The 13,710-nt window shown below is 68.7% G+C and carries 11 protein-coding genes; 6 read left to right on the forward strand and 5 right to left on the reverse strand.

Going from position 1 to position 13,710, the window contains the following annotated elements:
• The 3 genes from urtC to urtA all read right to left on the reverse strand — a co-directional run bounded on the left by urtC (nucleotide 1) and on the right by urtA (nucleotide 3,554).
• Nucleotides 1-1,191 carry an urea ABC transporter permease subunit UrtC gene (gene urtC, locus ACF8LI_RS15340; protein ID WP_374006508.1) on the reverse strand — a complete coding sequence of 397 codons (1,191 nt, stop codon included), beginning with the start codon at nucleotides 1,189-1,191 and terminating at the stop codon, nucleotides 1-3.
• A 72-nt stretch (nucleotides 1,192-1,263) separates the two neighbouring features.
• Nucleotides 1,264-2,178, reverse strand: coding sequence for an urea ABC transporter permease subunit UrtB (gene urtB, locus ACF8LI_RS15345; RefSeq protein WP_016450224.1), 915 nt, complete (start codon nucleotides 2,176-2,178; stop codon nucleotides 1,264-1,266).
• Between the two features lie 110 nt (nucleotides 2,179-2,288).
• The gene (gene urtA, locus ACF8LI_RS15350) at nucleotides 2,289-3,554 is read right to left on the reverse strand and encodes an urea ABC transporter substrate-binding protein (protein WP_012202159.1); all 1,266 of its coding nucleotides are present in this window, start codon (nucleotides 3,552-3,554) and stop codon (nucleotides 2,289-2,291) included.
• 214 nt (nucleotides 3,555-3,768) lie between these two features.
• Between urtA and ACF8LI_RS15355 the strand changes: the two genes are divergently transcribed.
• Both ACF8LI_RS15355 and ACF8LI_RS15360 read left to right on the forward strand, forming a co-directional pair.
• Nucleotides 3,769-7,272: an ATP-binding protein gene (locus ACF8LI_RS15355; protein WP_392413225.1), complete on the forward strand. Its 3,504-nt coding sequence runs from the start codon at nucleotides 3,769-3,771 to the stop codon at nucleotides 7,270-7,272.
• 19 nt (nucleotides 7,273-7,291) lie between these two features.
• Nucleotides 7,292-8,239 (forward strand): response regulator, encoded by a 948-nt coding sequence (locus tag ACF8LI_RS15360; RefSeq protein ID WP_017404948.1) that lies wholly within the window; start codon nucleotides 7,292-7,294, stop codon nucleotides 8,237-8,239.
• On the opposite strand, the gene ACF8LI_RS15365 is transcribed toward ACF8LI_RS15360, so the two are convergent.
• Nucleotides 8,212-8,706, reverse strand: a complete 495-nt coding sequence (locus ACF8LI_RS15365) for a PACE efflux transporter (RefSeq protein ID WP_016452173.1) — start codon at nucleotides 8,704-8,706, stop codon at nucleotides 8,212-8,214. The two genes, ACF8LI_RS15360 and ACF8LI_RS15365, sit on opposite strands and share 28 nt — an antisense overlap.
• A gap of 74 nt (nucleotides 8,707-8,780) precedes the next feature.
• Between ACF8LI_RS15365 and ACF8LI_RS15370 the strand changes: the two genes are divergently transcribed.
• From ACF8LI_RS15370 to ACF8LI_RS15385, 4 genes are all read left to right on the forward strand, one after another.
• Nucleotides 8,781-9,692 (forward strand): LysR family transcriptional regulator, encoded by a 912-nt coding sequence (locus ACF8LI_RS15370; protein WP_017404947.1) that lies wholly within the window; start codon nucleotides 8,781-8,783, stop codon nucleotides 9,690-9,692.
• 150 nt (nucleotides 9,693-9,842) lie between these two features.
• Nucleotides 9,843-11,492 carry a hemagglutinin gene (locus ACF8LI_RS15375; RefSeq protein ID WP_154833090.1) on the forward strand — a complete coding sequence of 550 codons (1,650 nt, stop codon included), beginning with the start codon at nucleotides 9,843-9,845 and terminating at the stop codon, nucleotides 11,490-11,492.
• Nucleotides 11,493-11,497: 5 nt separating this feature from the next.
• Nucleotides 11,498-11,902 carry a hypothetical protein gene (locus tag ACF8LI_RS15380; RefSeq protein WP_061287487.1) on the forward strand — a complete coding sequence of 135 codons (405 nt, stop codon included), beginning with the start codon at nucleotides 11,498-11,500 and terminating at the stop codon, nucleotides 11,900-11,902.
• Nucleotides 11,903-11,929: 27 nt separating this feature from the next.
• A complete protein-coding gene (locus ACF8LI_RS15385; protein WP_133072648.1) occupies nucleotides 11,930-12,808 on the forward strand; it encodes a PPK2 family polyphosphate kinase in 879 nt (292 codons plus the stop codon).
• 24 nt (nucleotides 12,809-12,832) lie between these two features.
• Here ACF8LI_RS15385 and ACF8LI_RS15390 read toward each other — a convergent pair whose 3' ends face one another.
• Nucleotides 12,833-13,651, reverse strand: coding sequence for a fumarylacetoacetate hydrolase family protein (locus ACF8LI_RS15390; RefSeq protein WP_392413228.1), 819 nt, complete (start codon nucleotides 13,649-13,651; stop codon nucleotides 12,833-12,835).
• Nucleotides 13,652-13,710: the final 59 nt, after the last annotated feature.

Genomic DNA, 13,710 nt, shown 5'->3' on the forward strand with positions numbered 1-13,710 from the left:
TCAGGCGCCCTGGCGGCCCATGCCTTCGGACAGGGCGGACGTGGACTTGGTGGCGGCCGGGGCCTGGGCAGGTGCTGCCTGGGCTCCCTGCGCTGCGGCCGGTGCCGCGCCCTTGCGGCGGTTGTTCCACCAGGGAACGATGCGGCTTTCCCACAGGCCGGCCAGCCCCATCGGGAAGGCCATGGTCACGCCGATGAACAGGCCCGCCATGAGGAACAGCCACAGGTCCGGGAAGCTCTCCGAGAAATAGGTCTTGCCCGCGTTGACCAGAAGCGTGCCGTACACGGCGCCCACCAGGCTCATGCGCCCGCCCACGGCGGCGTAGATGACCATCTCGATGGAGGGCACGATGCCCACGAAGCTGGGCGACATGAAGCCCACCTGCAGCGTGAACAGCGCGCCGCCCACGCCCGACAGCGCAGCGGCCAGGCAGAACACGAAGACCTTGAAGTTGGCCACGTCGTAGCCGGAAAAGCGCACGCGGTCTTCCTTGTCGCGCATGGCCAGCAGCAGGGTGCCCACCTTGCCCGTCTGAATCCAGCGGCACAGCACGATGGCGCCGATCAGCAGGGCCACGCAGACGTAGTAGAGGATGTACTTGGCGCTGTCCGTGCGTGTGTCCCAGCCCCACAGGGTCTTGAGGTCGGTCATGCCGTTGACGCCGCCCGTGTAGCCCTGCTGGCCGATGATGAGCACGGTGACGATCAGCGCCACGGCCTGCGTGATGATGGCGAAGTACACCCCGCCCACGCGGCGCTTGAACATGGCGAAGCTGATGAGCCAGGCCAGCAGCGTGGGCACGGCGATGACGGCGGCCAGCGAGAACGGCAGGCTCTTGAAGGGCAGCCAGAACGAGGGCAGCTCGGTCAGCTGGTTCCAGTCCATGAAGTCGGGGATGCCGGGCGTGGACTGGATCTTGGTGCTGATGGGGTCGGACGCCTCCAGCTTCAGGAACATGGCCATGGCGTAGCCGCCCAGGCCGAAGAACACGCCCTGGCCCAGGCTGAGCACGCCGCCATAGCCCCAGACCATGACCAGGCCGATGGCGACGAAGGCATAGGTCAGGTACTTGCCGACCAGGTTGAGGCGGAAGATGTCCAGCGCCAGGGGCAGCACCACCGCCAGCAGGACGGTGAGCAGCACCAGGCTGGCGAGCTGGTAGCGCTGTATCCAGGCTTTGAGGGCTTGCATGGAATGACTCCGGTGAACTCAGGGGAAATCGGGGGAACGCGGGGAAATTCGTGGACAGGGCCGGCGCCGGGATCAGCGCCGCACCTTGGACGCGAACAGGCCCTGGGGACGCAGCATCAGGATGAAGACGATCAGCGACAGCGTGATCACCTTGGCCATGGAGCCCGCGAGGAAGAACTCGGTGATGGACTGCGTCTGCGCAATGCCGAAGGCCGAGACCACGGTGCCCAGCAGGCTGGCCGCGCCGCCGAAGGTGACCACCAGGAAGGCGTCCACGATGTACAGCGAGCCCGAGGTGGGGCCGGTGGAGCCGATGGTGGTGAAGGCCGCGCCCGCCACGCCCGCGATGCCGCAGCCGATGGCAAAGGTCAGGCGGTCGGTCTTCTTGGTGTCGATGCCGATGGCGTTGGCCATCACGCGGTTGCTGACCGTGGCGCGCACGCGCAGGCCCCAGCGGCTCTTGTGCAGCGCGATCAGCACGCCGGCCGTGACGGCCATGGTCAGCGCCAGCACGAACAGGCCGTTGATGGGAATGTCCAGCCCCTCGGCCGGCGCCCACGAGCCCATCAGCCAGTCAGGCAGGGTGGGGCTGACTTCCTTGGGGCCGATGAAGGTGCGAAAGCACTGCTGCAGCGCCAGGCTCACGCCCCAGGTGGCCAGCAGCGTGTCCAGCGGCCGCTTGTAGAGGTGGCGGATCAGCCCCCATTCCACCAGCCAGCCGGCCACGAAGGCGAACAGGAAGGCGGCCACGATGGCCAGCGGGAAGTAGTAGGGCATGAACTCGGGCGCGTGCTGCGCCGTGAGCGTGGAGCCCAGGTAGATGGTGTAGGCGCCGATGGTCATGAACTCGCCATGCGCCATGTTGATCACGCCCATCTGGCCAAAGATGATGGCCAGGCCCAGGCCCATCAGCAGCAGCACGGCGAACAGGCTCAGCCCCGCGAAGCCCTGCATCAGGCCGATGTTCATCATGTCGGAAAAACTCATGGTGCTGCTCCTGCGCGCAAGCCAATCGGGAGAGGGGGAAACGATTCACGCGGCAGCCCGCCCACCAGGCCGCAGGCCGCCGCGCATCACCTGCCTGAACGGATCAGGGCTTACTGGTAACCCTTGGGGAAGGGATCGGGTTTGATGAGTTCAGGCGACTCCGAGACCACCTTGAACGTGCCGTCCGGCTGCCCCACGGCAATGCGCGACTTGCTCCACAGGTGGTGGTTGGCGTCCACCTTCACGTAGCCTTCGGGCGCGGTCTTGAGTTCCAGCCCCGGCGATGCGGCCACCACCTTGTCCACGTCGAAGCTCTTGGCCTTTTCCACGGCGGCCTTCCACAGCCAGGGGCCCAGGTAGCCGGCCTGGGTGACGTCGCCGATGACGGCGTTGGGGCCGTACTTGGCCTTGAAGGCGGCCACGAACTTCTTGTTGTTCTCGTTGTCCAGCGTCTGGAAGTACTTCATCGAGGAGTAGAAGCCCGTGAAGTTCTCGCCGCCCACGCCGGTCATCTCGTCCTCGGTCACCGACAGCGTGACCAGCAGTTGCTTGTCACCCGTGATGCCCGCTGCCTTGAGCGCCTTGTAGAAGGCCACGTTGGAGCCGCCCACCACGGCCACGAAGATGCAGTCCGGCTTTTGCAGCTTGATCTTGTTGACCAGCGAGCCGAAGTTGGTGCTGCCCAGCGGGTAGTACTCCTCGCCGACGACCTTGCCCTTCTGGAAGTTCTCGATGTGCTTGCGCGCGATCTTCATCGAGGTGCGCGGCCAGATGTAGTCCGAGCCGATCAGGAAGAAGGTCTTGGCCTTTTTCTCGGCCTTGGCCCAGTCCAGGCTGTACAGGATCTGCTGCGTGGCTTCCTGGCCCGTGTAGATCACGTTCTTGGACTGCTCCAGGCCTTCGTAGAAGGTGGGGTAGTACAGCAGGCCGTTTTCCTTCTCGAACACGGGCAGCACGGCCTTGCGCGAGGCGCTGGTCCAGCAGCCGAAGACGGCGGCGCAGCGGTCGTTGATGAGCAGTTTCTTGGACTTCTCGGCGAAGGTGGGCCAGTCGGAGGCACCGTCTTCCTTGATCACGCGGATCTTGCGGCCCAGGATGCCGCCCATGGCGTTGATCTGGTCGATGGCCAGTTGCTCGGCCTGGATGGAGCCGGTCTCGGAGATCGCCATGGTGCCCGTGGCCGAGTGCAGCTGGCCCACGACGACTTCGGTATCGGTCACGGCCAGCTTGGTGGTGTTGACCTGGGCCGTGGGCTGGGCGAAGGACCAGGCCGGCAGCCCGGCCACCGAGGCGGCGCCAAGCGCCTGCAGGACGCGGCGGCGGCCCATTTCCGTGCCGGGGGAACCAGGTGTGCGGGGGTCGGAGGGGTGGCTCATGGTGACTCTCCTGTAAGGATCGGTTGGGTGATCTGCAAGTGGCTGAAAACTGGCGTTGCGGTTACGGCTTGTTTCCGCGCTGGGTCCAAGATTAGGAAGAACCCTTGAAACCGCCCATACGTCAATTGACGTAGCCACCTGCGTACGCACCCCGGCTACCCCTCTTGCAAGCCGCGCCAGCATTGGCCCCGCACGTTTCTTGCTAGACCTGGGAATGCACTCCGCCCCCCCGCCCGACAGCCCCACCGGCACCGCAGCCGCGCCGCAGACCATCTTCCGGTTCCGGCGCGAATACAACGCCTGGGTGGCCGACGAGACCATGGAGGACTACGCGCTGCGCTACACGCCGCGCAGCTTCCGGCGCTGGAGCGAGTTCCGTGTGGCCAACACGGCCTTCGGCTCGCTGTCCTTCCTGGCGCTGGAGGCCATCGGCGGCGCCATTGCGCTGAACTACGGCTTCGCCAACGCCATGTGGGCCATCGTCACCGTGGGGCTGGTGATCTTCCTGACGGGGCTGCCCATCGCCGTCTGCGCCGCACGCTACGGGCTGGACATGGACCTGCTGACGCGCGGCGCGGGCTTCGGCTACCTGGGCTCGACCATCACCTCGCTGATCTACGCCGTCTTCACCTTCATCTTCTTCGCGCTGGAGGCGGCCATCATGGCGCTGGCCCTGCAGCTGGTGGTGGACTGGCCGCTGCAGTGGTGCTATGCGCTGTCGGCCCTGGTGGTGCTGCCGCTGGCCATGCGCGGCATCACGCTGATCTCGCGCCTGCAGGCCTGGACGCAGCCGCTGTGGCTGTTCCTGCTGGTGCTGCCCTTCGTGTGGATGGCGCTGGCCCAGCCCCAGCTGTACCGCGACTTCGCCAGCCTCACCGGCCTGCGCTCGGGCAGCAGCCAGTTCGATCCGCTGATGTTCGGCGCGGCGGCAGCCGTGATCTTCGCGCTGGTGGTGCAGATCGGCGAGCAGGTGGACTTCCTGCGCTTTCTGCCGCCGCGCACCCAGGCCAACCGGCTGCGCTGGTGGGGCGCGGTGCTGGTGGCCGGCCCGGGCTGGGCCGTGATGGGCATGCTCAAGATGGCGGGCGGCGCCTTTCTCGCGTTCGCGGCCATGCAGCTGCAGGGGGTGGACGCCACGCGCGCGGCCGAGCCCACGCAGATGTTCCTGGCAGGCTTCCAGCAGGTGCTGCAGGCCCTGGGCCTGCCGGGGCTGGCCGTGGCGGTGACCGTGGTCTTCGTGGTCATCTCGCAGGTCAAGATCAACGTGACCAATGCCTATGCGGGGTCGCTTGCCTGGTCCAACTTCTTCGCGCGCATCACGCGCAGCCATCCGGGGCGCGTGGTCTGGATGGTGTTCAACGTGGTCATCGCCACCTTGCTGATGACGCTGGGCGTGTTCGGCGCGCTGGAGAAGGTGCTGACCATCTACAGCAACGTGGCCATCGCCTGGGTGGGCGCGCTGGTGGCCGACCTGGTCATCAACAAGCCGCTGGGGCTGAGCCCGCCGGGCATCGAATTCCGCCGCGCCCATCTGTACGACTTCAACCCCGTGGGCCCCGTCGCCATGCTGCTGGCCGCCGCCGTGGCCTGCTGCGCCTATGCGGGCCTGCTGGGCGAGACGGCGGCCGCGTTCTCGCCCTTCATCGCGCTGGCGCTGTCCATGCTGCTGTCGCCGCTGCTGGCCTGGCTGACGGGCGGGCGCTACTACCTGGCACGGCCCGCAGGCAATCTGTGGAAGCCCGGCGAGACGGTGCGCTGCGCCGTCTGCCAGAACCAGTTCGAGTCCGAGGACATGGCGCGCTGCCCGGCCTACGGCGCGCCCATCTGCTCGCTGTGCTGCTCGCTGGAGTCGCGCTGCCATGACCGCTGCAAGACCGGCTCGCGCGCGGGCGAGCAGCTGCGCGCGCTGGCCTCGGCCATGCTGCCGCCGCACTGGGCCACCAAGGTGAACTTCCGCGCGGGCCAGTACCTGGTGGTGATGCTGTCGCTTTGCGCGGTGACGGCCTTCATGGTGGGCGTGGTCTACATGCAGGAAAGCCTGCAGGCAGGCAGCGTCGATGGCGGCGCGCTGCGCATCCCCTTCCTCAAGGTCTTCGCGCTGCTGGCCCTGCTGTGCGCCGTGGCCGCCTGGTGGGTGGTGCTGAGCACGGACAGCCGGCGCATGGCCCAGGACGAGTCCGAGCGCCAGAACCAGCTGCTGCTGCAGGAGATTGCCGCCCACAAGCGCACCGATGCCGAGCTGCAGGCCGCCAAGGACCATGCCGAGCAGGCCAGCCAGGCCAAGACCCGCTATGTGGCGGGCATGACGCACGAGCTGCGCTCGCCGCTCAACAGCCTGCTGGGCTATACGCAGATCCTGCTCAAGAGCCCGCAGGTCGATGGCTGGGTGCGCGAGACCCTGTCCACCATGCAGCACAGCGGCCAGCACCTGCGCGCGCTGATCGACGAATCGCTGGAGCTGGCCAGCATCGAGGCCGGCCGCCTGCGCCTGGACCTCGCCCCCCTGCCCCTGCCCGCGCTGATCGACGGCATCGAGGCCATGATGCGGCCCCAGGCCCAGGCCAGGGGGCTGCAGTTCTCGGTCGAGACGCTGGGCACCATGCCGCGCTGGGTGCGTGCCGACGCCAAGCGGCTGCGCCAGATCCTGATCAACCTGCTGTCCAACGCCGTGCGCTTCACCCAGCGCGGCGAGGTGCGGCTGCGCATGGATTTCCGGCCCCATGTCTCGCGCATCGAGGTCATCGATACCGGCATCGGGATCGAACCGCAGGACATGGAGCGCATCTTCGTGCCCTTCGAGCGCGGCAGCGCGGGCCGGCGCGTCAGCGAGGCGGGCACGGGCCTGGGGCTGACCATCACCCACCTGCTGACCGAGCTGATGGGCGGGCAGCTCACCCTGAGCAGCACGCCCGGCGAGGGCAGCTGCTTCACCGTGCGCCTGTACCTGCCCGAGATGGCGCCCGACGCGTCCTGGGTGCCCCCCGGCGCAGCCGCCACGCTGCACACCGTCATCGGCCATCTGCCGCCCCGGCGCACCCTGCTGGTGGTGGACGACCAGCCGCTGCAGCGCCAGCTGCTGGCCGGCCTGCTGCTGCCGCTGGGCTTCGAGATCCGCGAGGCCGCCAGCGGCCGCGAGTGCCTGGAGATCGTGGAGCAAAGCCTGCCCGACCTGGTGCTGCTGGACATCAGCATGGACGACCTGGACGGCTGGCAGACCGCCGCCCTGCTGCGCGCGCGCCGGGATGCGCAGCAGCTTCCCGTGGTCTTCGTCTCGGCCAACCTGTTCGACAACGACCCGCCGCGCCTGGCCGATGCGCATTGCCAGGGCTTTGTCGCCAAGCCGGTGATCGAGTCCGAGCTGCTGCAGGTGCTCGAGCGCGTGCTGCGGATCGAATGGGTGCATGACAACCGCCCGTTGCTGCTGCCGGCGCCGCGCGCGGAGCAGGCAGAGGCAAAGGCAGCGCAGGCGCCGGCAGCCGCCCCCTTCCCGCCCAACCTGCGCGAAGACCTGGCCCGGCTGGCGCGCTCGGGCCAGGCCACGGCCCTGCGCGAGCGCCTGCGCCAGGCGCGCCAGCAGGCGGGCGGCGCATCGGGCCACGCCGCGCTGCTCGATGCGTTGCAGGCCTGCGCCGACCGCTTCGACTTCGATGCGCTGGCGCGCCTGCTGCCGCAGCCCCGGGAAGAAGACGAACAGGAACAGGAGGAGACAGATGAATGAACATCCAGGAGGGCAGGAAATGACCGCCACCACCACCGCCAACAGCCGCAGCAGCCATGGCAACAGCGCCCATGTGATCCTCGTGGTGGACGACGCGCTGGACAGCCTTCGCATGCTGTGCGATGCCCTAGCCGCCGAAGGCTACGTCGTGCTCGCCGCGCGCGATGCCGACGAGGCGCTGCAGCGCTTTGCCCTGACCGTGCCCGATGGCGTGCTGCTGGACGCCGTCATGCCCGGCATGGACGGCTTCACGCTGTGCCGCCGGCTCAAGGACACGCCGGCCTGGGCCCACGTGCCCGTGGTCTTCATGACCGGCCTGTCGGACACGGACCAGATCATCCGCGGCTTTGCCAGCGGCGGCGTGGACTACGTGGTCAAGCCGCTGCGCATCCCCGAGGTGCTGGTGCGCCTGGCCACCCATGTGCGCAATGCCCGCGCCACGCGCCAGGCGCAGGAAGCCGTGGACGTGGCGGGGCTGGGCGTGGTGGTGCTCGACGGCCAGGGCCGCGTGGCCTGGCGCTCTCCCCAGGCAGCGCGCTGGCTGGAGGAGGCCTTTGCGGACCAGCCCTTCCCCATGGAGGCGGCCGGGGACTGGCTGGCCGGTGCCCACCAGCCGGACCAGGCCGGTCACCAGGATCTGGCGCTGGCCCTGGCCGATGGCCGCCAGTTGCTGGCGCGCCACATGGGCGCCAGCGGCCTGGGGGAGTCGATGGTGCTGCTCAGCCACGAGGCGCCGCAGGCGCCCGCCGCGCGCCGGCTGCAGCAGGTGGCGCTCACCCCGCGCGAGACCGAGGTGCTGTCATGGCTGAGCAAGGGCAAGACCAACCGCGACATCGCCGACATCCTGGGCATGAGCCCGCGCACGGTCAACAAGCACCTGGAGCACATCTTCGAGAAACTCGGCGTGGAGACCCGCACGGCCGCCGCCGCCGTGGCCGGTCAGCTGCTGCAGGCCGGCTCGCCCTGAGCGCGGGGTGCCACCGCAGCGGATGCCGAGGCCGAGGCCGGCAGGCCGAACACATGGTCGAAGCACCAGTTGAAGACATAGGTGTAGACCAGGAAGAAGACCAGCAGGCCGGCCTCCATCACCGTGGCCTCCCACAGCGTGACGCCGAACCACCAGGCCATCAGCGGGATCAGCACCATGGCCAGCCCGCCCTCGAAGCCCAGGGCGTGCACCACGCGGCGCAGCACCGAGCGGCCCTTGACGCTCTGGCGCGACTCCCACTGCTCGAACAGGTGGTTGAAGGTCAGGTTCCAGACGATGGCCAGCGTGGAGGCGGCAATCGCCATGCCGCCCGAATGCCCGGCGCTCTGGCCGATGGCCATGAACAGCAGGCTGGAGGCGAGGATGGCGATCAATTCATACAGGGTCACGAAGACCACTTTGCGCTTGGGCCCCTGGAGGCCCTTTTTGTGTGTCTGCAAGGTCATAGGGAGCGCAGTCTATATGCCGGCAATTGAACGTTAAAGTCAGATTCTTTCAATAAATCTGACAGGTCCCCACCATGTCCTTTCCAGCCGACCAGGTGCCGCTGTTCATTGCCGTGCTGGACCACGGCTCGTTTTCCGCCGCCGCGCGCCAGCTGGGCCGCGTGCCCTCGGCCGTGAGCATGGCCATCGCCCAGCTGGAGGCCGAGCTGGACCTGCAGCTGTTCGACCGCAGCGGCCGCGAGCCCCGGCCCACAGCGGCGGCACGCGCACTCGAACCCCAGGCCCGGCTGCTGGCCGCCCAGCTGCAGCAGCTCAACCACCAGGCGCTGGCCCTGCACCAGGGACTGGAGGAGCGGCTGACCCTGGTGATCGCGCCCGAACTGCTGTCCACGGCCTGGGCCGCGCCGCTGCAGCCGCTGGTCGAGGAATTCCCGGGTCTGGAGGTGGAAGTGCTGGTGGCCGCCCAGGTCGATGCGCTCAAGGAACTGCATTCGGGCCGCGCGCATCTGGCCCTGGTCTTCGAGCGCCCGGCCATCGACGGCCGCGAGGATTTCCAGGAGATGGGCCAGGAAACCATGGTCGCCGTGATGGCGGCCAGGCACCCGCTGGCCCGGCAACTGGGCGTGGACGGGCAGCAGCGCCTGGACGTGGGCCAGCTGGCCGGCGCGCGCCAGATCCTGCTGGCCAGCCGCGACCTAGCCCATACCGATCCGCGCTTCGTGTTCTCGCACCAGCTGTGGCGCACGGACAGCCACCTGGCGGCCCTGTCGCTGATCTCGGCCGGCCTGGGCTGGGGGTGGCTGCCCTTCAGCGTCGCCGAGCCCCTGCTGCAAACGGGCGCGCTGCTGCGCATCCCGCTGTGCAACATCAGCAACGGCACCCAGCTGTTCGTCGATTGGGTGTGGTCCAAGGAGCGCCCGCTGGGGCTGGCGGCGCGGCGGTTCGTGGAGCAGTTGCAGGTGCCGGTGCGGCTGGAGCCCAGGTGAGGCCTGCGGCTTGCGACCTGCAGGCAAGCCCTGCGCCTACACGCGGGAAACCGGCCGGTGCTTGCCGCCTGCAGGCAGGCCTGGGATAGTGGCGCAAGCGTCCGGCCGCCCTCCTTCTTCTGGCTGGACATGGACCATCGAGAGGAACCCATGTTTCAAGATCACTTTGGGGGCAAGGCCCTTGTTGCACTGGTACTGGGTGCGGGACTGGCAGGCTGCGGCGGCGGGGGCGGCGGCTCCACGCCGGGCGACTCCATCACGACACAGTTGACCCCCGCCTGCACGGGCGCCTCGTGCGGCGCGACCGACGCCACCACCTATTCCGGCCAGGGCGTCGGCGTCTGGAGCTACACCAACGCCACCGCCGCAGAGCAGCCCGTTGCCGTGGGCCTGCGCAATCTGGGCACCCGGCCCGTGACGCTGATCTATACCAACACCGGCGATGCCGCCGTGGCCCTGCCGCCCATCACGCTCACGCCGCCAGCCGCAGCGGCGCAGGGCATTGCGGCGCAACAGTCGCTGAGCGCTGCGCAGCTGGTCAACCAGATCCCCCAGCGCGTACGTGACTTCAAGCCAAGCCTGCCCGCCCCGGTTGCAGGGCAGAGCGTGCAGCCCTCGCGCGCGGTGTCGGCGGCCGTGCTGCCCGTGGGCAGCCAGCGCAGCTGGTTCGTCAACACGGAAAGCCCCACGGTCGAGACGCGCAGCGCCACGCTGCGGCGCCAGACCACCGCGCCCACGCCCACGGGCACCCGCACCATCAATCTGTGGCTGGAAGACAGCGAGTACGGCAGCGCCAAGGTCAGCGACGCCCTGCTGGACACCGTGATACAGCGCTTCGCCAGCGGGCCGGATTCCGTGCACGCCCTGGTCACGGGGCTGGCGGGCCAGCCCTGGGGAGCCCAGGCCCACAGCGAGCTGATCGCGGCCGACCAGCCGATCGACATCGTGTTCGTGAACTTCACGCCCGACAGCCAGCCCTACGGCCTGCTGGGCTACTTCTGGGCCGTGAACAACTTCAAGCGCACGGCCGGCAGCTCGCAGTTCCAGTACAGCAACGAATCGCTGTCGTTCTACATGGACACGGAAACGCTGTACCTGGGCGGCGCCAACGGGCTGACCACGCAGATCAGCACGCTGTCGCACGAGTTCATCCACATGATCAACTTCTACCAGCGCGGCGCGCTCAAGGGCTCGGACTACATGTTCGACACCTTCCTGGAAGAGATGTCGGCCCTGATGTCCGAAGACATCCTGGCCGAAAGACTCACGCCCGGCACCAATCCCATGCGTGACGGCCGCATCACCGGCTGGATGTCCAAGCCCGGCTTCAACTGCGACCTGGCCAGCTGGGCCTCGGATGTCAATGCCACCTGCTTCGGCTACAACGTCACGGGCAGCCTGGGCGCCTATCTGCTGCGCCAGCACGGCGTGGGCTTCTACCAGCAAATGCTGAGGAACACCTCCTCGCCCGACTCGCTGCAGGTGCTCGGCAACGCCATTGCACAGGCCGGTGGCCCCTCGTTGCCCGTCACGCTGCAGCGATGGGGGTCCAACATCGCCCTGTTGCCTTCCAGCGGCCCGGCCGGCTACGGCTGGCCCGCACGCACGGACCAGGGCTTCACCCTGGTGGGCATCGACGGCCAGCGCTATGCGGCGGCACGCCGCCTGCCCGCCACCGTGCCCGCCCAGCTCGCGGCGCGCGGCCACTTTCCCTTCGTACGCCAGCCGGACGCCCAGGGCCTGTACCAGGAGCAGTTGCGCGTTCCCGCCGGCACCACCCTCACCGCCATCGTGCAATGACCGCCATGACCCAGACATCCCATACCGCAGTTGCCCGGGCCCTGCCCCTGCTGCTGGCCGGCAGCCTGTCGCTGCTGGCCACGGCCTGCGCCGCGCCACCTCCACCTCCTGCAACCGCACCGGCGCCCGCTTCGGCATCGGCCGCGCCCGCCGCGCCGGATGCCGGCCAGCCCCTGACCCTGCAAGGCCGTCTGGTGCTGCGCGGCAATGCGCCCCATGAGCAGCCCGTGCTGCAGACCACCTCCGGCGAGACCTGGCAGCTCCAGGGCCTGAGCGCCGAGCAGATCACGCAGTGGCAGCGGCAGAACGTGGAAGTCCGGGGCCAGCCCGGCCCCAGGCCCGCCGCTGGCGCCGCGCCTTCGATGGCGCAGCCGCAACTGCAGGTGCAATCCATTCGCGCCCGGCCCTGACATTCCACCTCATCCACCGCTCTATCCATGGACGCCTCCAACCCTTTCTCCAGCCGCGATGCGGCCGTGCAAAAGCTCTGGGAACAATGGCAGCCGCGCTCCGCCAGGTCCGACAAGGACAAGGACAAACCCATTGCCCTGGCCGACTTCGACCCGGGCGCCAAGCCCTTTTCCAATGGCAACGGCAAGGCCGAGGACAAGGTCGCCGTCGAGGCCCTGGCCGAGGAGCTGGATGCGCTGCAGAACCTGCTGTACGCCGACCGCCGCTACAAGCTGCTGGTCGTGCTGCAGGGCACGGACACGGCGGGCAAGGACGGCACCATCCGTGGCGTCTTCGGCCGCATGAGTGCGCTGGGCGTGCACGCCGTGGGCTGGAAGGCCCCCACCGAGGCCGAGCGCGCCCATGACTACCTGTGGCGCATCCACCAGCAGGTGCCTGCCGCTGGCGAAATCACGGTCTTCAACCGCAGCCATTACGAGGACGTGCTGGTGCCCGTGGTCAACGGCTGGATCACACCCGAGCAGCAGCGCCAGCGCTTTGCCCACATCAACGACTTCGAGCGCATGCTCAGCGAGACGGGCACCGTGGTCGTCAAGTTCCTGCTGCACATCAGCGCCGACGAACAGCGCATGCGCCTGCAGGAGCGCCTGGACGACCCGGCCAAGCACTGGAAGTTCGACGAGAACGACATGAAGGTGCGCACGCAGTGGAAGGACTACCAGCAGGCCTACGGCCAGCTGCTGGGCGCCACGCATACGCCCTGGGCGCCCTGGACCATCGTGCCGGCCGACTCCAAGACGCACCGCAACCTCATGATCGCCACCTTGCTGCGCGAGGTGCTGCGCAACCTTGACCTGCGCTTTCCGCCCGGCGATCCGGCCCTCAAGGACTACAAGATCACCTGATCACTCGATGTCCTGCCTGAAGCCTCACAGCTGCAGGCGGGCTTCGGCGATGCCGTCCAGCTCGGCCACCACCAGGTCGCCGGCCTGGGCAAAGGCCAGGCCATTCCATGCGCCCGTGGTCACCACCGTGCCTGCGGGCACGCTGCCATAGCGGCGCACCAGCTCCTGCAACCAGCCGGCCAGCAGCCACAGCGGATCGCCCAGCGGATGCGTTCCGGTGAACGCCTGCAGCGGCGCCGCACCCACGCGCAACCGGCAGACCTGGGCAGACCAGTCCCGCGGCGACTCGCGCGGCAGCAGCCGCGAAGCGTCCTGCCACGGCCCCAGCACCAGGGCGCCATGGCACAGGCCGTCGGCGGCCAGCAGCAGCGGCGGCGCCTTCAGGTGCTGGCGCCAGCGCGTATCCACCACCTCGATGGCGGCGGTGATGCCGTCGATCAGCTCCAGCCCATCGCCGGGCTGCAGCGCGGCGGCCATCTCGGCCGTCACCTCGCGGCCCAGGCGCAGGGCGATCTCGGCTTCGATGCCGCGCAGGTGCAGCGGCGCGCCACCGGCCACCGAAGGACTGGCCCAGACGCCTTCTTCGGGCAGCGGCGCATGGGTCAGCGGGGCATCGCGGCGCGGCGCGCCAGACTTCCAGTAGCCCGGAACGCGGCCCGGTCCCTGCTGGCTGCCGGCCACGCGCCAGCCCAGGGCGGGCGCCATGGCGGCCTGCACGGCCTGCGCATCTGCGGGCGCGCGCACCACGTCGGCCCAGTCGTCGGCATCCAGCAATTCGCCGCTGTGGCGTGCCTGGAGCAGCGCATGGGCCAAGGCTGTGGGAGTGCGGGGGTTGTTCGTCATGGAGCGGCTTTCTTGGAGTGCATCGGAGGGTCGCAAGCGGCCCCGATTGTCCGCTGGAC

The sequence above is a fragment of the Delftia sp. WSY_12 genome (assembly GCF_043104645.1).
Taxonomy (GTDB): Bacteria; Pseudomonadota; Gammaproteobacteria; order Burkholderiales; family Burkholderiaceae_C; genus Comamonas; species Comamonas tsuruhatensis.

What these genes read in the sequence shown, in the direction of transcription:
- urtC (WP_374006508.1), bottom strand. Translation starts at nt 1,191, where the DNA reads ATGCAAGCCCTCAAAGCCTGGATACAGCGCTACCAGCTCGCCAGCCTG.
- urtB (WP_016450224.1), bottom strand. Translation starts at nt 2,178, where the DNA reads ATGAGTTTTTCCGACATGATGAACATCGGCCTGATGCAGGGCTTCGCG.
- urtA (WP_012202159.1), bottom strand. Translation starts at nt 3,554, where the DNA reads ATGAGCCACCCCTCCGACCCCCGCACACCTGGTTCCCCCGGCACGGAA.
- ACF8LI_RS15355 (WP_392413225.1), top strand. Translation starts at nt 3,769, where the DNA reads ATGCACTCCGCCCCCCCGCCCGACAGCCCCACCGGCACCGCAGCCGCG.
- ACF8LI_RS15360 (WP_017404948.1), top strand. Translation starts at nt 7,292, where the DNA reads ATGACCGCCACCACCACCGCCAACAGCCGCAGCAGCCATGGCAACAGC.
- ACF8LI_RS15365 (WP_016452173.1), bottom strand. Translation starts at nt 8,706, where the DNA reads ATGACCTTGCAGACACACAAAAAGGGCCTCCAGGGGCCCAAGCGCAAA.
- ACF8LI_RS15370 (WP_017404947.1), top strand. Translation starts at nt 8,781, where the DNA reads ATGTCCTTTCCAGCCGACCAGGTGCCGCTGTTCATTGCCGTGCTGGAC.
- ACF8LI_RS15375 (WP_154833090.1), top strand. Translation starts at nt 9,843, where the DNA reads ATGTTTCAAGATCACTTTGGGGGCAAGGCCCTTGTTGCACTGGTACTG.
- ACF8LI_RS15380 (WP_061287487.1), top strand. Translation starts at nt 11,498, where the DNA reads ATGACCCAGACATCCCATACCGCAGTTGCCCGGGCCCTGCCCCTGCTG.
- ACF8LI_RS15385 (WP_133072648.1), top strand. Translation starts at nt 11,930, where the DNA reads ATGGACGCCTCCAACCCTTTCTCCAGCCGCGATGCGGCCGTGCAAAAG.
- ACF8LI_RS15390 (WP_392413228.1), bottom strand. Translation starts at nt 13,651, where the DNA reads ATGACGAACAACCCCCGCACTCCCACAGCCTTGGCCCATGCGCTGCTC.